Below are 19,749 nucleotides of genomic sequence, written 5' to 3' on the forward strand. Positions count from 1 at the left end.
CTTATGCAAGCATAAAATCTGGCTGCACAGCAGTATGCCTGAACTGTTTCTATTACATTATAGGCGATCAACCCACCCTTGGCAACCCCGAAATCTGGTATACCTTTGTCCTTTTTTTCATATCCTAAGACAAACAGGAAAGGATACTTGCCCTATGAAATACGCTGACAGCCCCGCCGCGCCTGGGCGCGGACAAAATATTCTCATCGACGGCCACCGGAAAACACCCATCGAAACCTTTCTGGAGCAGTTGAACGACCCGCTGATCTTCGTACTCTTCATGGCTGCAGCCATTTCCATGCTCCTTTCGGAGTTCAGCGACGCCGTCATTATCCTGACCGTTATCCTGGTAAATGCGTGCGTCGGTGTCGTGCAGGAGGGCAAGGCCCAAAAGGCCCTGGACGCCCTGAAGCAGATGACCAGCCCCACCGCCCTCATCCGGGAAAATGGGCGGATCGTGGAAATCCCGGCCCCTGATCTGATTCCCGGCGATATCGTCTGCCTGGACGCCGGACGACAGGTTCCGGCGGATCTGACCCTGACCTCCGTCACCAACCTGAAAATCGAGGAATCCGCCCTGACCGGCGAATCTGTCCCGGTGGAAAAGGATCTGGCCGACCACAGCCAGGCATTTATGTCAACCAATGTGACCTACGGCCGGGGCGAGGGCGTCGTCACAGCCATCGGCATGAACACGCAGGTGGGCCGCATCGCCCGTCTGATAGGAAATGAGCACACAGAAACCACGCCGCTTCAGCACCGCCTGGCCGACCTGGGACGCGTCTTAAGCATTGTCTCTGTGCTCCTCTGCGCCCTGCTCTTCGCCATTGCCGTCCTCCAGCAACGGGATATCCCGGAAATGCTGATTACGGCCATTTCCCTGGCTGTGGCCGCTGTTCCCGAAGGTCTGCCTGCCGTGGTAACCCTGGTGCTGGCCTTAAGTGTCTCCCGCATGGTCCGCGTCAATACCATCGTGAAGCGTCTCCCCAGTGTGGAAACCCTCGGCTGTGTCAGCGTGGTCTGCTCCGACAAGACCGGGACTCTGACCCAGAACCGCATGACCGTCACCGCCTGCTGGACCGACGGGCACATCCTGGAAGCCGCCAGACTCCATCCGGAGCGTGACTGGCTTTTTCTCACCGGACTGACCCTCTGCAACGACGCCGTCCTGGATACGGATTCCCGCCTGGGCGATCCCACCGAGCTGGCCCTTCTCGATCTGGCCGGACGCTTCGGCCTCTCCCGTCCTGCCTTAGAACAAGATCAGCCGCGCATCGGGGAAATCGCCTTTGATTCCGGGCGGAAAATGATGACGACCCTGCACCGCCGGGACAGCGGCTCCATTTCCTATACCAAAGGGTCTCCCGATGAGATCCTGCGGCGGTGTGACACCATTCTGCTGAATGGCCGCGCCGTGCCTCTGGATCCGCCCATGCGCCGGACCATCGAAGCCGCCCTGCATACCCTGTCTGCTCGGGCGCTTCGGCTGCTAGCCATCGGTATGCGCACAGGCGACCGGCGACCCAAGGAGCAAAATCTGACCTTTCTCGGCGCCGCCGGAATGATGGATCCTATCCGCCCAGAAGCCGTACAGGCTGTGCGGGATTTCCGGAAAGCGGGCGTGCGGACCGTCATGATTACCGGAGACCGACCCGATACGGCCTTTGTGATCGCCCGGGAGCTGGGAATCGCCACAAAGCCTGCGGACTGCCTGAGCGGCGCGCAGATCGACGCCCTCCCGGATCGGGAATTTGCCCGGAAGGCCGGGCGCTGCTCGGTCTTCGCCCAGGTGTCTCCGGAACATAAGATGCGCATTGTTCGGGCATTGAAGGCCTCTGGCCACATCGTGGCTATGACCGGCGATGGCGTCAATGACGCGCCCTCCCTGAAAGCCGCCGACGTGGGCATAGCCATGGGCGTCACCGGCACCGATGTGGCAAAAAATGCCGCCGATCTCATCCTGACCGACGATAATTTCGCCACCATCGCCAAAGCCATCGCCGAAGGCCGTGGCATCTACGCCAATATCAAGAAAGCTGTGCTCTTCCTGCTCTCCTCGAATTTCGGAGAAATCATGACCATGCTGGCGGCGATTCTACTGAATTTCAGCCCGCCTCTGAAGCCCAGCCACATTCTCTGGATCAATCTGATTACCGACAGCCTGCCCGCCCTGGCCCTGGGCGTGGATCCGGAGGATCCGTCTCATTTCATGCACCGGCCGCCCCGCCCGAAGGATGAGAATCTGTTCGCCGCAGGAGGACTTTCCTGCACGCTCCTCTACGGCTTTCTGATTGCCTTTATCAGCACGGCGGCCTTTCTCTGCCTGCCCGTGGCAGAGCTTCGCGGCAATGGGCTGACACTGAGCCTGACGAACCTGCGCCTGCTGCTTGCCGAGCCACAGCTTCTGACCCGCTGTCAGACCTACGCCTTCACGGTACTTGGCATCTCCCAGCTTTTCCACGCGGTGGGGATGCGGGACGTGGAAACCAGCTTTTTCCGTATGAACCATCTGGAAAATAAGCTGATGCTGGCCGCCTTCGCCATTGGCATCGGGCTGCAGGTGCTGGTGACGGAATTTCCGTATTTTGTGACAGCCTTCGGCACCTGTCGTCTGACCCCAGAAGAATGGATGCAGCTGATTCTGCTGGCGGCTGCGCCGCTGCTGGCCCATGAGCTTCTGATTTTAACAAAGTAATTTTAACACCGCCAGCACCAACAGCACCCCTCCGCCCACCTGACCTGGCCGGAACCTCATGCGGCCGCTGACGCATTTCCCGGCGTGTTCTCCCAGAAACAGAGCTGTCAGGCCGGTCAACACGCCGAATAGAAAGGCTGCCGCCAGGTATACTACTCCGCCCGTGCCTGCGCCCACGCCGCCCGCCAGACTGTCCAGTGACAAAGCTGCGCTCAGGGCCAGCGCCTCCGGACAGGTCACGAAGCGATCCTGATTTTTGTCCGCCCGGGTTACCTCCTCGTGGACGGAGCGGTCCGCCAGGTTCCAGACCCCCAGAGCTGCCAGCAGAATCGCCCCCAGAATTCGTCCGAGGATTTCCGGGAAATAACTTCCCGCTGCGCCACCAAGCCCCATGGACAGGGTCAACACCACCGCGGGCAGAGTGGTTAGAAGGAGCGCTGCCGCGGAAGACAGCCGGATCCCGCCCGCTCCATATGTGAAACCGGCGGCAAAGATATCGGCCGACAGGGCCGCCGCCAGTAGAAATATCTGTGCCAGAACAGAAAACATACTTCCACCAGATTCCATTTGGGTTACTGTATCATATTCCGGGGAAAGGAGCTGTGATTGTGGAAAAGGAATATTTACTTCGGGAAAAGCCCCTGCGGGCAATCTGGCTGTTCGCCCTGCCCATGATGGCGGGTAATCTGTTTCAGCAGTTTTATACCATGGCCGACTCCATGATTGTGGGCCGTTTCGTGGGGGAAGAAGCTCTCGCTGCCATCGGCGCTTCCTATGCCCTGACCAATGTGTTTATCTGCATCGCCATCGGCGGCGGCGTGGGCGCGGGCGTGCTGACCGGACGATATTTCGGCGCGCGGGAATACGGAAAGCTCCGGCTCTGCGTCCGTACAGCGCTGCTGGCCTTTCTGCTCTTAAGCCTGCTGCTGGCCGCCTTCGGCCTCTTTTTCTGTATGTCCATCCTTCAGACCCTGCATACGCCGGAAAATGTACTGCCGATGGCTTTCGCCTACCTGCAGATCTATTTCCTGGGCCTGCCCTTTCTCTTCCTTTACAATGTGCTTTCCGCCATGTTCAACGCCCTGGGGCGCTCCCGGGTGCCGCTATATCTGCTGCTCGGTTCTTCGACGATGAATATCGTCCTGGATCTGTGGCTGGTCTGTGGGCTGGAGCTTGGCATCGCCGGGGCAGCCTGGGCCACCTTGGCTGCGCAGGGCGTGTCTGCAGTTCTGTCCTTCGCCTTGTTTCGCCGGACGCTGAAGCAATGTACCACTTCAAATCCCCTTACGGATTCCTGCGATAAATCCATAGCGGAATCTCCTTTACGCCAAAACCCGGACTCTGAAATGCCTGTACATCCGATGTCCGACGGCACAGAGCATCACTCTGCCCTTTCCATCACCCTGTTCAGCCCCACCGAGCTCGCCGCCATCTCCCGCATTGCCCTCCCCTCCATCTTCCAGCAGGCCACCGTCTCCATCGGCGCCATGCTGGTCCAGGCAGTCATCAATCCCTTTGGCTCCCAGGTGCTGGCGGGCTATTCGGCGGCTTCCAGGGTGGAGAGCTTCTGCATCGTCCCCATGTCGGCCCTGGGGCAGGCCATGTCCGCCTATACTTCCCAGAATCTGGGGGCAGCCGGCAAAGCTGCTATCCGTACAGAGCTCTATTTTCAGACTTCTGCTACAGCTGAAAAAAGCCTCATATGCCCTGATCCAGATCTCGGGACTTCTTATCACTATATAAAAAGAGTACGCCAGGGCTACCGTGCCGCGCTCACGCTCACCGGTTGCTTTGCCGTACTCCTCTGTATCTTTCTTCTGTTATCCGCCCGTCCGCTGATTGTCTCATTTCTCGGCTCTGGCGGGACGGAACTCGCCCTGAAAATCGGTGTGCAGTACCTGCATTTCATCGGCTTCTTCTTCGCCCTCATCGGCCTGAAAATGTGTACCGACGGGGTTCTGCGCGGCGCCGCTGACATGGGAATATTCACCCTGGCGAACCTGGCCAATCTGACCTTCCGTGTACTCTTCGCCGCCATCCTGGCTCCCCGTTTCGGCGCTGCCTTTGTCTGGTACGCCATTCCCTTGGGCTGGTTCCTGAACTCTATCATCTCATTCCAGGAATACAGTTCCAACCGCTGGCTTCCAGTCGAATTTAAAAATCAAAACTAGAAATTCGCGTTCGCAATCGCGGAACTGATGGCCACGCCAAAGATAGCAATGGAAATGATGTAAATCACCAGAATAATCGCTGCAAAAATCAATGTAGCCTTAAAATAATTGGACTTGCTCCTCTTCTCCCTGCTGCTGAAGGCCCACACAAACATCAGCACAATATTCACACAGGGGATCAGCATCAGCAGCATGCTGACCAGCCATTCACCCACACTAACCGGCTCTTCCAGATCGGATTCCGGTTCCTGATACTGGTAACGTAACTGTTCCTCGACCGGACGCTGATACGAATCCTGACAGGGCTGCTGATAACCATTCTCAGCTGTGTTTTCTGTGTTATCTTCCATTGTGTGATTCACTGCGTCGTTATGATATATATCATCCATGGCGTTTCTCCCTCTTCTTCACAAATCTTGCGTCGCCCACATCCCAGGCGGCTGTTTCCTTTTGTATCTTTCCACAGTGTACCATGTTTCCTCTGTCTCGACAATACACTTCATAAAACCTTAACTTTTTGCAATTACTCCGCAGCCGATACCTGAATGCTTGCTGCCGGCAGCTCCCGGGGCGCCTCACACAGTCAGGACTTCATACAGGGTTCGCCCCGGATCTTCCACACTCACCGGGAAACCATGCAGCACCCGCCACAGATACAGTCCGACGCCCCAGACCAGCAAGACAAGCAGAACCCATATCCACATTTTCGCGCGTCTGGTCCGCTGCTTTTCCACATCCGAGGAACCTTTTCCACTTTCCATTTCCGCAGAACCGGCACACTCTGCCCCCACGCTATCCACCAGATATCGCTGTATTCCAAAGCAGGCGCCCGCCACGATCCACCCGTACACCGGCGGCTGTAAGCTCCAGGCCGCCGCAAAACGCCCTGTCAGAACCAGCATAAATGCCCGGGTCATCCCGCACCCCGGACAGGGCAGTCCCAGTAAAATCTGCATGGGACAGAAGCGGTCAAACAGCAGATGCGTCACGAGCCAATACCACGCCAGCGCCAAAATCGCCGGAAGCAGTGCGCGAATGTCCTTTCCAAACAGCCTGACGCCACACCTGATACGCTGAATCATAGAGTTCCTCCCAATCACTCATTTTCCCCGCTATAAAAAAAAGAATGTGCCATTGGCACATTCTCGCGCCGAGGCGCGGTTGCCTTGGCAACCATCTACCACTGCGCCGAGTGCGCATCTTTGCAAGCTTTGCTTGCTTTTATGGAATAGGGAATTCTATCGGAATTTCCTATTCCATAACAAAGAGGACCGCAGATTCTTCTGCGGTCCTCTGAAATATTCGGTTTCGTCAGTAAGACTTAAGCCTTTCCTGCACTTCCCAGAACATCCTGGATCTTGTGAGCTACAACATCCTTTACGTTCTGACGAGCTACGGTCAGGTACTGTCTCGGATCGAAGTAGTCCGGATGAGCGAACATAACCTCGCGGATACCTGCTGTCAGGCCCAGACGAAGGTCGGAGTCGATGTTGATCTTGCAAACTGCAGATCTTGCAGCCTCACGCAGCTGATCTTCCGGAACACCGATAGCGTCCTTCAGAGCTCCGCCGTTCTCGTTGATGATCTTTACATACTCCTGCGGTACGCTGGAAGCGCCGTGAAGAACGATCGGGAATCCCGGGATCTTCTTCTCAATCTCATGCAGGATGTCAAAACGAAGCTGCGGCTTTGTGCCCGGCTTGAACTTGAATGCGCCGTGGCTTGTACCGATAGCGATTGCCAGAGAGTCAACGCCAGTCTTGTCAACGAACTCCTCAACCTCTTCCGGCTGTGTGTAAGAAGAATCCTCAGAGGAAACCTTTACATCATCCTCGATACCAGCAAGCTTACCAAGCTCTGCCTCTACTACTACGCCGTGAGCATGTGCATACTCAACAACCTTCTTTGTGATCTCGATGTTCTCCTGGAACGGATACTTGGAAGCATCGATCATAACGGAAGTAAATCCACCGTCTACGCAGGACTTGCAGATATCGAAATCTGCGCCGTGGTCCAGATGCAGAGCGATCGGAATATCCGGGTTCTCGATCACTGCTGCCTCAACAAGCTTTCTCAGATAAGTAGCGTTTGCATACTTTCTTGCGCCTGCGGAAACCTGCAGGATAACCGGGGACTTCAGCTCGCCAGCTGCCTCAGTGATAGCCTGAACGATCTCCATGTTGTTTACGTTGAAAGCACCGATAGCGTAACCGCCCTCATAGGCTTTCTTAAACATCTCTGTTGTTGTAACTAATGCCATGATTATCTCCTCACTTTACATGATATTTTTAGGATCGTGCTTAGTATACTACAAAATTGTATTTTCATCAATGCAAAATTTGAAAAAAATGTGTAAAAACAGACTTTTCGTTCATATAATGATAAATATGTCATTTTTCCTCTAACTTCTGGACTTATCCATCAATCTGTGCTACCGTTATACATGTTGACACATCATTTTTACTATAATCATAAAGAAGAAAAAGGGAGAAATTATGGGAGGATTATTTGGCGTCGCATCCAAAGGCGACTGTTTGTTTGATCTGTTTTTCGGAACCGACTACCATTCCCACCTGGGAACACGCCGGGGCGGTATGGCCGTCTATGGGGAAAATGGCTTCGACCGTGCCATCCACAACATCGAGAATACCCCGTTCCGTACTAAATTCGACCGGGATATGCAGGAAATGAAAGGAAACTTAGGCGTAGGCTGCATCTCCGACTACGAACCCCAGCCGCTGCTGGTACGTTCCCACCACGGCACCTTCGCCATCACCACCGTAGGCCGCATCAATAACGCCAAAGATCTCACAAAGCAAATCTTTGACAGGGGAAATGCCCATTTTCTGGAAATGAGCGGGGGCGACATCAACCCCACCGAGCTGGTGGCAGCCCTCATCAACCAGAAGCTGAATCTGATCGACGGCATCCGCTATGCCCAGGAACAGATTGACGGCTCTTTAAGCTTCCTGATCCTAACCCCCAAGGGTATCTACGCGGCCCGTGACCGCCTGGGACGGACGCCTCTGGTCATCGGAAAGAAAGAGGAGGCCTACTGTGTCTCCTTCGAAGATTTTGCCTATCTGAATCTGGGCTACGATACCGAACATGTCCTGGGACCCGGCGAAGTGGACGTGATCACCCCGGAAGGCTACAAGACCCTAATTACCCCCGGAAAGGACATGAAGATCTGTACCTTCCTGTGGGTCTACTACGGTTACCCATCCAGCACCTACGAAGGCTTAAGCGTGGAGAAAATGCGTTATCGCAGCGGCGAGCTCATGGCAAAGCGGGATAACGTGAAGCCGGACACCGTGGCAGGCGTCCCCGACAGCGGTCTGGCAGCAGCCATCGGCTACTCCAATGCTTCGGGGATTCCCTTCTCCCGCCCCTTTATTAAGTACACCCCCACCTGGCCCCGCTCCTTCATGCCGACCATCCAGAGCAAACGGAACCTGATCGCGAAAATGAAGCTGATCCCGGTCCACGACCTGATCGAAGGCAAGAGCCTGCTGCTCATCGACGACTCCATCGTCCGCGGCACCCAGCTGGGTGAAACCACGGAATTTCTGTACCACAGCGGAGCCAGAGAAGTCCATATCCGTCCTGCATGTCCGCCTATCCTGTACGGCTGCAAATACCTGAACTTCTCCCGCTCCACCTCGGAAATGGAGCTGATCTCCCGCCGGGTCATTGAAAAACTGGAAAACGGCCATGTCACCGACGAGATCCTGAAGGAATACGCCGACCCCGAATCGGCCCGCTACGAAGCCATGCAGGAAGAAATCCGTCGTCAGCTTAATTTCACCACCCTACGCTTCAATCGTCTGGATGACCTCATCGAAGCCACCGGCCTGGACAAGAGTAAGCTCTGTACCTATTGCTGGGACGGCGAGGAGTAAGGCAAAACTCCCGAATCACCCAACTATAAAAACACACCCCGCCTGCGGCGCCAATTCGCCTGACAGACGGGGTGTGTTTTTCTGGCATAAAAAAGGAGTGCGCATCTTTGCAAGCTTTGCTTGCCTGCGGCAGGTCGCGTTAGCGGCATTATTTCACAAAAAGAAAAGGCGCCGCTCACCGGCAAGCCGGAAAACAGCGCCCTCTCTGGGATTTCAGGTTATCATAACCGTCGCCTATATCACTCTCCTGAGAGAAGCATAAGCCACTATGTAATTCTCAAATACCTTAGAAGATTCCTACCAGTGCTCCCAGCAGACCTACTACCAGCAGAAGTCCGATACAAGCTACCGGAGTCCAGCCTTTCTTCTTAATCAGGAAGTACAGGCCAAGAGTAATGCCAAGCGGAATCAGCTTCGGCAGGATGCCATCCAGAATGCTCTGGATAACGATCGGGCTATCGCCGTTCTCGATGGTCAGGGCAACAGTTGTTCCACCATAGTTAGATGTCAGAGCACCAACTACGAATACACCCAGCATAGAAGCTGCACGAGTGAACTCTTTTGCGTTAGCGGTCAGAATCTCGATAGCCTTAGAACCAAGTTCATAGGACCAGTTCATCAGGAAGAAACGCAGAGCCATCTGAACAATGTTGAAGATTAACAGGAACAGGATAGGTCCTGCAATAGAACCGTTGATAGCCATGTTCGCTGTAATACCTGCTGTAATCGGAACCAGAGTGAACCAGAAAAGAGCGTCACCGATACCACCCAGGGGTCCCATAGCTGCAACACGTACAGAACGAATCATGTTGATGTCTGCCTTCTGCTGCTCCAGAGAAAGTACAATACCCATTACGAATGTTACCAGGAACGGATGAGTATTGAAGAACTCCAGGTTGTGCTGCATAGAAATTGAAAGGTCATCCTTATCGGTATGGATTTTCTCCAGTCCCGGAAGGATACAGTAAAGCCATCCTGCTGCCTGCATTCTCTCATAGTTGAAAGAACCCTGCAGATTCAGAGAACGCCATACCATTTTGTTAAGAGTCTTTTTGTCAAGCGGCTGAGCCGGTGTTAAATTCTTGTAAGTTGTAGCATTAGATGCCATCCTCTTCACCTCCGTTTCCACCATTTCCAGCGTTCTGCTTAATAGCAACGCGAGTCTGGAAGTCGTACAGTGCAATTGCGATACCAACAAAAGCTACCAGAAGCAGAGCAGAACCGCTCAGATCCGGGATGTAGCCAATGATAGTAGCAAGTGTGAAACCTGCGAAATAGATTCCCCACAGGTCATTGGAAAGCATGATACGAAGCAGAATAGCAAATCCAACGAAACGCATCATTCCACCAGCGGTGCTGAGACCAGTCATGATCCAAGCGTATTTCTCAGAAATAGCGGTCAGAGTCTCGCCAAGTGCGCTTCCGCCAAGCAGACCAGCTACACAAACAATAGCGAACAGAAGTCCCAGAGCGCCCATAGCCAGGTAGTTCAGACGAACGATACCCTTTGCATCTGCCTTCTCAGCCATCTTGTCTGCTGTAGACATCAGCGGGGACATAACGGTGAACAGCAGAGTTACCATGTACTGACCGATCAGAGCGAACGGAACAGCAAGTCCAACTGCTGCGCTGGTGTCAAGACCAGAAGAGATAGCGAATACAGTAGCCATGATTCCACCGATTACGGCGTTAGGCGGCTGAGCTCCACCAACCGGCATGTTACCGATAGTCATTAACTGATAAGTACCACCTACGATAAGTCCTGTCTGCAGGTCACCAAGGATTGCTCCGATGACTGCTCCTGTTACGATAGGCTGGTACAGAGATTCCAATAAGTCGAACTGGTCGATGGCCACGATGAAGGACCATACAGCAACCAGTAAAATCTGAATTGCATTAAAACTCATGATTTATACAATCTCCTTTCCAATAAGTATAAAGCTGCTTAAAATCCCCCTCATAGGAATTCACAACTTATTTGAACAGCTTCTCAATGTTCTCCGCTGCCTCGGTCGGAACACGACGAATCTCGAGCTCCACACCCAGATCACGAAGCTTTGCAAATGCAGCCACATCTGCGTCGTCTACAGCTACAGAGCCTGCAACCTGACGCTTGCCGTCTGCCATATGCATGTTGCCGATGTTTACCTTCTTGATCGGCACGCCGCCTTCTACCAGCTTCAGTACATCCTGCGGATTCTCACATACGATGAAAATCAGCTGCTTATCAGATGCCTTGTGAATAGTAGAGATGGTCTTTTCAATAGTCCAGTAACGCATGGAAGCATATGCCGGAGCAGCCATATCCATCAGTCCCTGACGAAGCTTGTTTCCAGCTACTTCATCATTGGCTACCAGGATTAAGTTTGCGCCGATGGTTCCACACCACTGTGTGGCAACCTGTCCGTGAACCAGACGGTTGTCAATTCGTGTTAAAACGATATTGGGCATTTTCATTCCCTCCTTGTTATGATGTACCCCGAAAATCCCCTTCAAGGTGATTTTATTATATCTCGTTTGATTCATTTTGTATTTGTAGTTTTTAGTTGACTTCGTGTTGTTTTTAGTTTCTGTTAATCAAATTTATTCTTTTTTTAGAATTACTTCGTTGCTTTCTGGACATTTTGACAAAAAAACGCTATAATAGGTTTCATATATGGAGGTAATTTATGCAATTAAAGACATCCAGCCTGGAATTTGAACGTTTTGGTTCTGTCTACGATCAGCCTGTCTCTCCTGCGGACTCCGGCATGATCAGCCGCGATTTGCACCTGATTGCCAAGCGAAACCTCAATCAGCTTTACCATTTTGACTGCGAGGTCTGCCTGGAATTGCAGAGCGGCATGGCCGCCCTCGTGGTGGGCGAGACCCTTGATACGATGCATCTGCAGGAATTTGCCGTACACCGTAACGTGCGGCTGAAGCCCGGACTGTACTGGAATCTCATCGCCGTCACTTCCAACATCACCTGCAAGATGATTGCTACTACAGACTATAGCTACTCTTTGGACACACTCCCCTCCCCCTATATGTTCCGCCGGATTCTTCCCCGCGTGCGTATCAGCGAGATTCTCGGCTATTACTACAATATCCGGAATTCAGGCTACACCTTCAAGGGCGAGACTCATGGCTATTTTGAGCTGACTTACGTGGATCGGGGCGAGCTGATGACAGAAATAGACGGAAAGGAATATACGATTCGGGAAAAGGAGCTGATGATCTACGGACCTGGTCAGTTTCATAACCAGAATATCGCGGAAGGCCATTCCTGTTCCTATGTTACCATTATTTTCGATATGGAAACCATCGTCTACGATGTGGAAAGCACCCATTACGAGCTGCTGTTAAATAAGGTTTTCTCTTATGATAAGAAAATTTACACCCTGATCAAGACCTTCGTGTCTGAGAGCACGTCGGAGATTCCCTACATGAACAGCCTGATGCTCTGCCTGCTGCAGGAGACTGTCATCCGTCTGCTTCAGTCGGAATTTATCGGTCAGAAGTCTGAGAAGCCCGTAACGACAGCCCGGCAGCATTATGAAGATGAGCTTCTGGAAAAGATTCTCGCTTACATCGACGAAACTATCTACGAGCCCATCACCATTGCGGAGATCTGCCAGAAGTTCTCCATGTCCCGTTCTTCCCTGCAGATTCTTTTCAAGGAAAATATGGACATGCCGCCCAAAAAATACATCAACGAGCTGAAGCTGGAAAAGAGCCGCCAGATGATCTGCGAAAACAAGTACACCATCAGCGAAATTGCTCTGATGCTCGGTTTCAATTCCATTCACTATTTTTCACGGGCCTTTACCCAAAAGTACAACATGGCGCCCAGCGAGTATGCCAAAACGATTTACAAATCCAACTAAATATATGTTATTGAAAAGTACAAAAAACGGAGACTCTCTTATTTTAAGAAAGCCTCCTGCTTTTTTTGTACTTTTTAATTTTCCAGAGACTGGATCGCAAACCGGGAAATCTTAATGACGGTTCCCTTTGCCACCTCGACATTGACTGTCTCGTCTTCGATTCCTACGACCTTGCCGTAGATACCGCCGCCAAACATCACCTGGCTTCCAATCTTCAGCTCCGTATGCACCTCTGCAAGCTCGCCACGGCGCTTTTTTACATTTCTTGCGGAAATAATAGCCAATACCAGAGCAATGATGCCCATGATAAATGCCAGTGTAATGCAGGTCCATCCAATTACTTCCCAGTTAATACTCATACTTAGATACCATCCTCTTCTGTGTCGTCATTATGCTCGGCCAGCTCAAACCGGATGATGTAATCCTTTCCGGTCGGGATCAGAGCCTCTGCCATGTCAAGCGGGTTGTCATAGATACCCATGGACATGGAGCCTTCAATCAGCATCGGCAGGTTGGAGCCTGCGATCACTTCGATCTTCTGATCCGGTCTCGCAAACTTGCACTCTACCGCTGTCTTGAAGGGTGAACCTCCTGCCAGGTCGGAAAGTACCAGTACGCCGTCGCAGTCTTTCAGCTTATCAAATGCCTGATTCAGGTTATGTGCCAGTGTCTCTGTGGAATGATCTGCTTCAAAATCCACATACTCGATGTTCTCTGTATTGCCGGTAATCAGGCGCAGGCTAGAGCCCAGTCCTGTGGCAAAATGGCCGTGACCGGTAATCAGTAATCCTACCATAATCTTTGTCCTCCGAAATTATTTTACTGTGTACGGATACAGGGTTACGCCCTTCACGACACGGTTTACCTCACCTGTCGGGCAGGGGTTGTCCGGTGTGATACCTAAGGACAGAGACTTCAGGACTGCCAGAGTCTGTGCGAAGGTAATGTAGTTGAAGCCAAGCAGCACGTTCTCCAGAGACTGACCGATATGCATCTCTACGGTATAGTCTACCAGACCTTTGACTGCTTCGCAAGGAGTATTCATCACTGCTACGATGCGGTTCTTCTTTCTCTGGGGGCCCATTTCCTTGATCAGGTCGATCTCGTACTGTCTCTGATACTCGTTGTCGCTTAAGTATACGACAGTCAGTGTGCGATCATCAATAATAGACTTCGGGCCATGGCGGAAGCCAAGCGGTGTATCAAACATAGTTGCTACCTTACCGGCTGTCAGCTCCAGCATCTTCAGAGCGGACTCCTGGGATACGCCCTTCAGGCTTGCGGTTCCCAGATATACGATACGGTTGAAATCGAACTCGTCTACGATCGTCTTTGCGATGGTCCAGTTCTGATCCAGGAATACTTCACCTGCTGCAGCGATCTTCTCAACTGCCTCGCAGATCTCATCCAGGCGATCCAGGTTGAATGCCAAGTAAGTTGCCAGATACATATTGGAGAAGCTGGAGGTCATAGCGAAGGACTGGTCATGAGTCTCCGGCGTCAGGTTGATGGCAAAGCAGTTATGTCTGTCATTGGCCAGCTTGGAAAGTGTTCCCTCATGGTTGCAGGTTACGAACAGATGATACAGGTTCTTGCAGACTGCCTCAGCGTTCTCTACTGCGCCCAAGGACTCCGGTGAATTTCCGGAACGTCCGAAGCTTACCAGAAGAGTCGGCTTAGTTGCGGAAAGGAAGCACTCCGGTGACGGAACCAGGTCTGTAGTTCCGAAGGACTTTACCTTATAATTATACTTCTGATTCAGCGCCTGATACAGAGAGTTTCCTACGAACTCACTGGTTCCTGCTCCGGTCAGAACGATATCGAAATCATCCTGCTTTACAACCTGGTCGATGAACTTCTGAAGCTCATCCTTGCATGCCTTAATCTGCGCGCAGGTTTTTCTCCAGGTAGACGGCTGCTGATGAATCTCAGTCAGCGTAAATGTGGAAGATGTTTCTTTCATTTTTTCATCGGTTACATTGAAAATGGTCATCTCATTTTCCCCCTTATTTCATATTTGTTTTTTGTGGTTTCGGGCGCACCTCATGTGGAGTTCCCGTATCTGCTACTATTATATAGTACACCAAATTTAAAAAACAATACAGGTACTAAAACTCATAATCTTTGTCCTAAAAAATGCAAATTCATTTTAAAATCGGGTGTTATAATAAGGTTAGGCTACAATTCAGGAAATAAAACAGGAGGGAATTTTTATTATGTTGATTCAAAGTAAAAAGGTCTGGATCGCAGATCAGTTTATCGCTGCTGAAATTCAGATTGAAAATGGTAAGATTACAGAAGTGCTTCCTTATGGAAGCAAACCTGTCGACAAGGACTATGGCGATCTCCGCATCGTTCCGGGCTTCATGGATATCCACTGCCACGGCGCGTTCGGCTTTGACACCAACGACGCCAATGAAGAGGGTCTGCGCAACTGGACGAAAAACATCGTAACCGAGGGCGTAACCTCATTTCTGGCAACTACCATTACCCAGAGCGAGGAGGTTCTGACGAACGCTGTAGCTAATGTGGCAAAGGTCATGGACGAGGGTTACGAAGGCGCTGAGATCCTCGGCATCCATTTCGAGGGACCGTATCTGGATATGGTCTACAAGGGAGCTCAGCCCGAGCAATACATCGTAAAACCCACCATTGAGCAGTTTAAGCATTATCAGGAAGCTGCCAAGGGTCATATCAAATACATCACCATGGCTACTGAGACCGATGAGGATTTCGCCCTGACCCGTTACCTCACCGAGAACGGCGTGGTAGTCAGCATCGGACATTCCGCAGCCACCTACGAGCAGGCCGTGATGGCGTACGCACACGGCGCCCGTTCCATGACCCATGTATACAACGGCATGACTCCGTTCAAGCACCGCGACAACGGCCTGGTAGGCGCTGCTTACCGCCTGCGCACCATGTACGGCGAGATTATCTGCGACGGCAACCATTCCACACCGGCAGCCCTGAATAATTACTTCATGTCCAAGGGACCGGATTACAGCATCATGGTTTCCGACGCACTGATGGCCAAGGGTTCTCCGGCCGGAAGCAAATACATCTTCGGCGGAAATGAGATCATCATTTACGAGGACGGAAGCGCCCACCTGACCTCCACCGGCGGTCTGGCAGGCTCCACTCTGTGCCTGAATCAGGGCTTACGCATCCTGGTAGAGGAAGCCATGATTCCGTTCAACTACGCTCTGAACGCCTGCACCATCAACCCGGCCCGCTGCCTGGGTCTGGACGATCACAAGGGCGCTATCGGCGTAGGATACGACGCTGACATCGTAGTTCTGGAGAAAGATTACAGCGTGGCACAGACCTATTGCAGAGGCGAAGCGCAGCTGTAAATTCAGTTTATAACAACTAACTTTTTGATTGCATTTTTCAGTCATTATGATTATAATAGGGCTGCATTTATACCGTTTATATTACCCGTTTATATAAGGAGGATTATCACCATGAAACACCCACTTCAGAAAATGATGGAAGACCGCAGAAATGGCATCAAAGCCGGCATTCCTTCCTATTGTACCGCCAACCCGCTGGTGCTTGAGATGGCACTGCGCCGCGCGAAGAAGCTTGGCAGACCGGTGCTCATCGAGGCAACTGCCAATCAGGTAAACCAGTACGGCGGTTACACCGGAATGGTGCCGAAGGATTTCTATAAAATGGTTCTTGAGATGGCAGAGAAAATCGGCGTACCGGAGAATCAGATGATTCTGGCCGGCGATCACCTGGGACCGCTGACCTGGCAGAATCTGCCGGAGAAAGAGGCTATGGAGAAATCCATTGAACTGGTATATGAGTATGCCCGGGCAGGCTTCACCAAGATTCACCTTGACACCAGCATGAAAGTAGCTGATGATCCGGAAGGACTTCTCTCCACTGAGACCATCGCCCGCCGCGGCGCCATCCTTTATAAATCCGCTATGAAGGGCTACGAAGAACTGAAGGCAGAAAAGCCGGACGCTATGCGCCCCGTCTTCGTCATTGGTTCCGAAGTACCTATCCCGGGCGGCGCTCAGGAAGCAGAGGATACCCTGGCAGTTACCAGCCCCGACGCATTCCGTGACACCGTAGCCACCTACCGCCGCGTCTTCAAGGAAGAAGGCATCGAGGATGGCATGAACGACGTCATCGCAGTGGTCGTACAGCCCGGCGTAGAGTTCGGCGACGATCAGGTCTTCCTGTATGACCACGACGCAGCCGTAGACCTGTGCGCAGCTCTGAAAGAATACCCGGAGGTATGCTTCGAGGGACATTCCGCAGACTACCAGAGCCCCGAGAGCCTCCGCAACATGTGCCAGGACGGCATCGCCATCCTGAAGGTAGGCCCGGCCCTGACCTACGGTCTCCGCGAAGCCCTGTTTGCTTTAAGCTTCATGGAGAAGGAGCTGGTTCCGGAAGCAGAGCAGGCACACTTCATCGAGACTCTGGACGAAGTCATGCTGAAAAACCCGGCCAACTGGCAGAAACACTACCACGGCGACGACAAGCAGCTGGCACTGGCCAGAAAATACAGCTTCTCTGACCGCGCGCGCTACTACATCGGCCAGCCGGAGGTAACGGAAGCTATGGATAAGCTTTTCGAGAACCTGCGTAAATACCAGATTCCGATGAACATGCTCCACCAGTACATGCCGGTATCCTACAATAAGGTCCGCGACGGCGAGCTGGAGCTTGACCCGAGAGAGCTGGCCATGGACGGCGTGACCAACTTTATGATGGACTATGAGTACGCAGTAGCACTGTAAGCTTTTCTGAAATCTGAAACTTTAAAAATGCTGGAGATTCCAATAAAAACGAAATCTCCAGCATTTTTTACTTCATCTCATCCTTCACATGAGCCATCACTTCATCAATATTATTGTGAAACCCATTCGCATTCAGCCAATCCATCCTGTCACTATCCAGTCGGAAGCTATACCCCATATTCCGGTAAAGGCGCACCTCATTGCTGATCCGATTCCCCGGTTCGCCGTATAAATCATTATAACTGCAGATGATAATCACATCTTTCTGCCCGTCCCCGTCATAATCCTGAAAGCTGACCGCCAGCACCTCCTGAAACAACAGCGGATCCCGATAGCCATTTTCCGTAATTCCCGGAAAATCATAGATTTCCGCATTATCCTTTACCAGGGAAAAGCTCACGTCCTGATTGCCGTACATGGTCTTTCCCGGCGCATAGGAGGTAAAAATCACCTCGCCCCAGCTTCCGCCCAAATCTACCTTAAAGCTCTGGTTATCGATCCGGTAAATGGATCTGGAATAAGTCAGGCTGTCGTCAAAGACATTGGAAAGAATCCGGTAATCCTCTCCATCCTCCTGTAAGGTCAGGTGACAGGAATGCACATATGGCCGGTAATTCTCATCTCCCGGTACACAGTCCAGCTCATAGACGCCCGCCGACAGCTCCCGTCCGCTGACGCAGGTGAAGTTTACATAATTCGTGTCTCCATGCTCCGTGACCCAGACCTTTGCCTTCTCCAGATAAAACCACGGCAGCTCCTGGCTCATCTCGTCCAACGTACAGCCAAGCCTTTTGGTCAGAACACAGTTAATCTGTTCTGTCGTAAGCCGGACACAGTCTGTCTCTATATCTTCCCGACCGGATATCTTCAGATATTCCTGCCTCTCCGCGGCTGTCAACGGCTCTGTGGCCATGCCCGCGCCCGAATAAAAGATTTCCCCCAGATCAGCATCCTTCGGATCCCGGTAATCCGATAGCAGAAAGCCATAGTTGCCACCGTTATCGCCCTCGTTGATCCAGTCGGTGAATTTCTGCAGCTCGGCAGTGGTCAGATCGCGGGCGTCTGAGGCATCTGCTGTGTTGGATGAACCTGCCTCCGCTGAAAATGCCTCCGCTGTATCCGCCGAATCTGCTGTCTCTCCTGCATCGCCCTTCAGAACTGTGTCTGTATCCGTGTCTGCATTGCCTGTATCCGATTTTTTTGAAACTGCGCAGCCGCCAAGGGCTACCACTGCGCACAGGCTCCATATCAGAGCATTCATTTTTCTTTTCATGCAGACCCTCCTTTTATCCATGCACCCGAGCTTTTCAGATTTTCCGCATTTTCATTACGGATTGCTGTGAAATTTTCCTATTTTTCTTATTGTAACGTATTTCCTATCTTCTGGCTATCTTTTCTTTCTGCTTTTTGTACTTTTGTACTTTTTAGCAGGTCACTACACACGGTAGGACCACAAGTTTTTCATCTGATTCATCAGCTTCTGTACATCCCAGTGTTGTTTCGTCCGTTCCACGCTGTTCGGATCCTGCAAAATGATGTCGCCCTCCTGATCCACGCCTGTCAGCACCAGAAAATGTCCCGCGTCCGTGAAGTCGCCCGGGCCCATCACGCAGATAATCGGCTGGCCCGCCTCCAGGGTGGAACGGATATGCTCCGTATCAAAAATCACGCTGGAGACGGTAAGCCCCAGCTTTTCCGCTCCGCTGCTCATCAGCTCCCAGGAAGAGCCGGAGCCGTCCACATAATAGCCATTGTCCTCAGCCATTTTTGCCACCTCGTAAGGGTTCCATTTTGTATCGCCGGTCAGCCCACATACCACCATAGACAGGCTGGTAGGACCGCAGCCGGTTACTGCCAGAAAATCGCTGCCATAGGTCTCGTATCCCCAGCGCTCATCCCATTGCAGGAAATGTGGAATTTCTCCCTTTGTCACCTCTTTTGAAATGTCAATTTCTTCCAGGCCCTTGTATTTCGGATAATCCAGCACAAAATCCTTCGTCTCCGGGTTGCGCTCCACCAGCGCAATCAGGCTTTCCGGGTAACCCTGCTCCCGCAATTTCTGCGTATTCACTTTTCCAAACCCGCAAAAAAGATTTAACGCTGTATAGGCCACCAGAACCAGCAGGACTGCCCCCAGAAGCGTACCCAGCATGGACGCCAGAAAGCAGATGCGGGCCTTCCGCCGATTCCGGCGGCGTCTGCTCTTTCTCTTCTCATTCCATTCCTTTCCCGGCTCTGCTCCCCTCTCATCCCGGTAGCCTTCTCTGTGCTTCTGTCTGGTCATGATAGTCCCCTCTTCTTTCGTTCTATGGGTTCAGTATAGCAGAGAAAAAGAAAAGAGATATTTAG

Annotated in this window: 18 protein-coding genes; 6 read left to right on the top strand and 12 right to left on the bottom strand. The window is 52.1% G+C overall.

Features of this window, described 5'->3' with window-relative positions; genetic code table 11:
- Nucleotides 1-154 precede the first annotated feature (154 nt).
- Nucleotides 155-2,695 (top strand): cation-translocating P-type ATPase, encoded by a 2,541-nt coding sequence (locus tag OCV63_RS14640; protein WP_158365045.1) that lies wholly within the window; start codon nt 155-157, stop codon nt 2,693-2,695.
- On the opposite strand, the gene OCV63_RS14645 is transcribed toward OCV63_RS14640, so the two are convergent.
- The gene (locus OCV63_RS14645) at nt 2,684-3,244 is read right to left on the bottom strand and encodes a manganese efflux pump (protein ID WP_262670892.1); all 561 of its coding nucleotides are present in this window, start codon (nt 3,242-3,244) and stop codon (nt 2,684-2,686) included. The two genes, OCV63_RS14640 and OCV63_RS14645, sit on opposite strands and share 12 nt — an antisense overlap.
- 59 nt (nt 3,245-3,303) lie before the next feature.
- Here OCV63_RS14645 and OCV63_RS14650 point away from each other — a divergent pair, with 59 nt between their 5' ends.
- Nucleotides 3,304-4,866: an MATE family efflux transporter gene (locus OCV63_RS14650; RefSeq protein ID WP_262670893.1), complete on the top strand. Its 1,563-nt coding sequence runs from the start codon at nt 3,304-3,306 to the stop codon at nt 4,864-4,866.
- On the opposite strand, the gene OCV63_RS14655 is transcribed toward OCV63_RS14650, so the two are convergent.
- The 3 genes from OCV63_RS14655 to fba form a co-directional block, all read right to left on the bottom strand.
- Nucleotides 4,863-5,255 carry a hypothetical protein gene (locus tag OCV63_RS14655; RefSeq protein WP_262670894.1) on the bottom strand — a complete coding sequence of 131 codons (393 nt, stop codon included), beginning with the start codon at nt 5,253-5,255 and terminating at the stop codon, nt 4,863-4,865. The genes OCV63_RS14650 and OCV63_RS14655 overlap by 4 nt on opposite strands.
- Before the next feature lie 186 nt (nt 5,256-5,441).
- Nucleotides 5,442-5,948, bottom strand: a complete 507-nt coding sequence (locus OCV63_RS14660; protein ID WP_158365047.1) for a DUF2752 domain-containing protein — start codon at nt 5,946-5,948, stop codon at nt 5,442-5,444.
- A 239-nt stretch (nt 5,949-6,187) separates the two neighbouring features.
- Complete coding sequence (gene fba, locus OCV63_RS14665; RefSeq protein WP_158365048.1) at nt 6,188-7,126, bottom strand: class II fructose-1,6-bisphosphate aldolase; 939 nt, start codon at nt 7,124-7,126, stop codon at nt 6,188-6,190.
- Between the two features lie 235 nt (nt 7,127-7,361).
- On the opposite strand from fba, the gene OCV63_RS14670 reads away from it, so the two are divergent.
- The gene (locus tag OCV63_RS14670; RefSeq protein WP_158365049.1) at nt 7,362-8,768 is read left to right on the top strand and encodes an amidophosphoribosyltransferase; all 1,407 of its coding nucleotides are present in this window, start codon (nt 7,362-7,364) and stop codon (nt 8,766-8,768) included.
- 286 nt (nt 8,769-9,054) lie between these two features.
- Here OCV63_RS14670 and OCV63_RS14675 read toward each other — a convergent pair whose 3' ends face one another.
- From OCV63_RS14675 to agaV, 3 genes are all read right to left on the bottom strand, one after another.
- Nucleotides 9,055-9,876 carry a PTS system mannose/fructose/sorbose family transporter subunit IID gene (locus OCV63_RS14675; RefSeq protein WP_158365050.1) on the bottom strand — a complete coding sequence of 274 codons (822 nt, stop codon included), beginning with the start codon at nt 9,874-9,876 and terminating at the stop codon, nt 9,055-9,057.
- Nucleotides 9,866-10,675, bottom strand: coding sequence for a PTS mannose/fructose/sorbose/N-acetylgalactosamine transporter subunit IIC (locus tag OCV63_RS14680; protein WP_158365051.1), 810 nt, complete (start codon nt 10,673-10,675; stop codon nt 9,866-9,868). Before OCV63_RS14680 ends, OCV63_RS14675 begins: the two co-directional genes overlap by 11 nt.
- A 67-nt stretch (nt 10,676-10,742) precedes the next feature.
- Nucleotides 10,743-11,219 (bottom strand): PTS N-acetylgalactosamine transporter subunit IIB, encoded by a 477-nt coding sequence (gene agaV / locus OCV63_RS14685; RefSeq protein WP_158365052.1) that lies wholly within the window; start codon nt 11,217-11,219, stop codon nt 10,743-10,745.
- Nucleotides 11,220-11,437: 218 nt separating this feature from the next.
- Between agaV and OCV63_RS14690 the strand changes: the two genes are divergently transcribed.
- Nucleotides 11,438-12,637, top strand: coding sequence for an AraC family transcriptional regulator (locus tag OCV63_RS14690; protein WP_158365053.1), 1,200 nt, complete (start codon nt 11,438-11,440; stop codon nt 12,635-12,637).
- A 74-nt stretch (nt 12,638-12,711) separates the two neighbouring features.
- Here the strand turns inward: OCV63_RS14690 and yajC are convergent, their stop codons facing one another.
- Genes yajC through OCV63_RS14705 form a run of 3 tightly spaced genes read right to left on the bottom strand, consistent with a single transcriptional unit; the run spans nt 12,712 to nt 14,630 of the window.
- Nucleotides 12,712-12,996, bottom strand: a complete 285-nt coding sequence (gene yajC, locus OCV63_RS14695; RefSeq protein WP_158365054.1) for a preprotein translocase subunit YajC — start codon at nt 12,994-12,996, stop codon at nt 12,712-12,714.
- 2 nt (nt 12,997-12,998) lie between these two features.
- A complete protein-coding gene (locus OCV63_RS14700; RefSeq protein ID WP_158365055.1) occupies nt 12,999-13,433 on the bottom strand; it encodes a PTS sugar transporter subunit IIA in 435 nt (144 codons plus the stop codon).
- Nucleotides 13,434-13,451: 18 nt separating this feature from the next.
- A complete protein-coding gene (locus tag OCV63_RS14705) occupies nt 13,452-14,630 on the bottom strand; it encodes an SIS domain-containing protein (protein ID WP_158365056.1) in 1,179 nt (392 codons plus the stop codon).
- A gap of 223 nt (nt 14,631-14,853) precedes the next feature.
- Here OCV63_RS14705 and nagA point away from each other — a divergent pair, with 223 nt between their 5' ends.
- Complete coding sequence (gene nagA / locus OCV63_RS14710) at nt 14,854-15,993, top strand: N-acetylglucosamine-6-phosphate deacetylase (RefSeq protein ID WP_158365057.1); 1,140 nt, start codon at nt 14,854-14,856, stop codon at nt 15,991-15,993.
- Between the two features lie 111 nt (nt 15,994-16,104).
- On the top strand, nt 16,105-17,400 hold the full coding sequence (locus OCV63_RS14715; protein WP_158365058.1) for a class II D-tagatose-bisphosphate aldolase, non-catalytic subunit: 1,296 nt from the start codon (nt 16,105-16,107) through the stop codon (nt 17,398-17,400).
- A 67-nt stretch (nt 17,401-17,467) separates the two neighbouring features.
- Here OCV63_RS14715 and OCV63_RS14720 read toward each other — a convergent pair whose 3' ends face one another.
- Both OCV63_RS14720 and OCV63_RS14725 read right to left on the bottom strand, forming a co-directional pair.
- Nucleotides 17,468-18,673: a hypothetical protein gene (locus tag OCV63_RS14720; protein ID WP_158365059.1), complete on the bottom strand. Its 1,206-nt coding sequence runs from the start codon at nt 18,671-18,673 to the stop codon at nt 17,468-17,470.
- 162 nt (nt 18,674-18,835) lie between these two features.
- A complete protein-coding gene (locus OCV63_RS14725; protein WP_158365060.1) occupies nt 18,836-19,684 on the bottom strand; it encodes a C39 family peptidase in 849 nt (282 codons plus the stop codon).
- Between the last annotated feature and the right edge of the window lie 65 nt (nt 19,685-19,749).

Source organism: Laedolimicola ammoniilytica (assembly GCF_025567165.1).
Classification (GTDB): domain Bacteria; phylum Bacillota; class Clostridia; order Lachnospirales; family Lachnospiraceae; genus Laedolimicola; species Laedolimicola ammoniilytica.

Excerpts from the sequence above, each read along its gene's own strand:
- OCV63_RS14655 (WP_262670894.1), bottom strand. The coding sequence starts at position 5,255 with ATGGATGATATATATCATAACGACGCAGTGAATCACACAATGGAAGAT.
- OCV63_RS14715 (WP_158365058.1), top strand. The coding sequence starts at position 16,105 with ATGAAACACCCACTTCAGAAAATGATGGAAGACCGCAGAAATGGCATC.
- yajC (WP_158365054.1), bottom strand. The coding sequence starts at position 12,996 with ATGAGTATTAACTGGGAAGTAATTGGATGGACCTGCATTACACTGGCA.
- OCV63_RS14720 (WP_158365059.1), bottom strand. The coding sequence starts at position 18,673 with ATGAAAAGAAAAATGAATGCTCTGATATGGAGCCTGTGCGCAGTGGTA.
- OCV63_RS14680 (WP_158365051.1), bottom strand. The coding sequence starts at position 10,675 with ATGAGTTTTAATGCAATTCAGATTTTACTGGTTGCTGTATGGTCCTTC.
- OCV63_RS14645 (WP_262670892.1), bottom strand. The coding sequence starts at position 3,244 with ATGTTTTCTGTTCTGGCACAGATATTTCTACTGGCGGCGGCCCTGTCG.
- nagA (WP_158365057.1), top strand. The coding sequence starts at position 14,854 with ATGTTGATTCAAAGTAAAAAGGTCTGGATCGCAGATCAGTTTATCGCT.
- OCV63_RS14705 (WP_158365056.1), bottom strand. The coding sequence starts at position 14,630 with ATGACCATTTTCAATGTAACCGATGAAAAAATGAAAGAAACATCTTCC.
- OCV63_RS14640 (WP_158365045.1), top strand. The coding sequence starts at position 155 with ATGAAATACGCTGACAGCCCCGCCGCGCCTGGGCGCGGACAAAATATT.
- OCV63_RS14700 (WP_158365055.1), bottom strand. The coding sequence starts at position 13,433 with ATGGTAGGATTACTGATTACCGGTCACGGCCATTTTGCCACAGGACTG.
- OCV63_RS14725 (WP_158365060.1), bottom strand. The coding sequence starts at position 19,684 with ATGACCAGACAGAAGCACAGAGAAGGCTACCGGGATGAGAGGGGAGCA.
- OCV63_RS14690 (WP_158365053.1), top strand. The coding sequence starts at position 11,438 with ATGCAATTAAAGACATCCAGCCTGGAATTTGAACGTTTTGGTTCTGTC.
- OCV63_RS14675 (WP_158365050.1), bottom strand. The coding sequence starts at position 9,876 with ATGGCATCTAATGCTACAACTTACAAGAATTTAACACCGGCTCAGCCG.
- fba (WP_158365048.1), bottom strand. The coding sequence starts at position 7,126 with ATGGCATTAGTTACAACAACAGAGATGTTTAAGAAAGCCTATGAGGGC.
- OCV63_RS14670 (WP_158365049.1), top strand. The coding sequence starts at position 7,362 with ATGGGAGGATTATTTGGCGTCGCATCCAAAGGCGACTGTTTGTTTGAT.
- OCV63_RS14660 (WP_158365047.1), bottom strand. The coding sequence starts at position 5,948 with ATGATTCAGCGTATCAGGTGTGGCGTCAGGCTGTTTGGAAAGGACATT.
- agaV (WP_158365052.1), bottom strand. The coding sequence starts at position 11,219 with ATGCCCAATATCGTTTTAACACGAATTGACAACCGTCTGGTTCACGGA.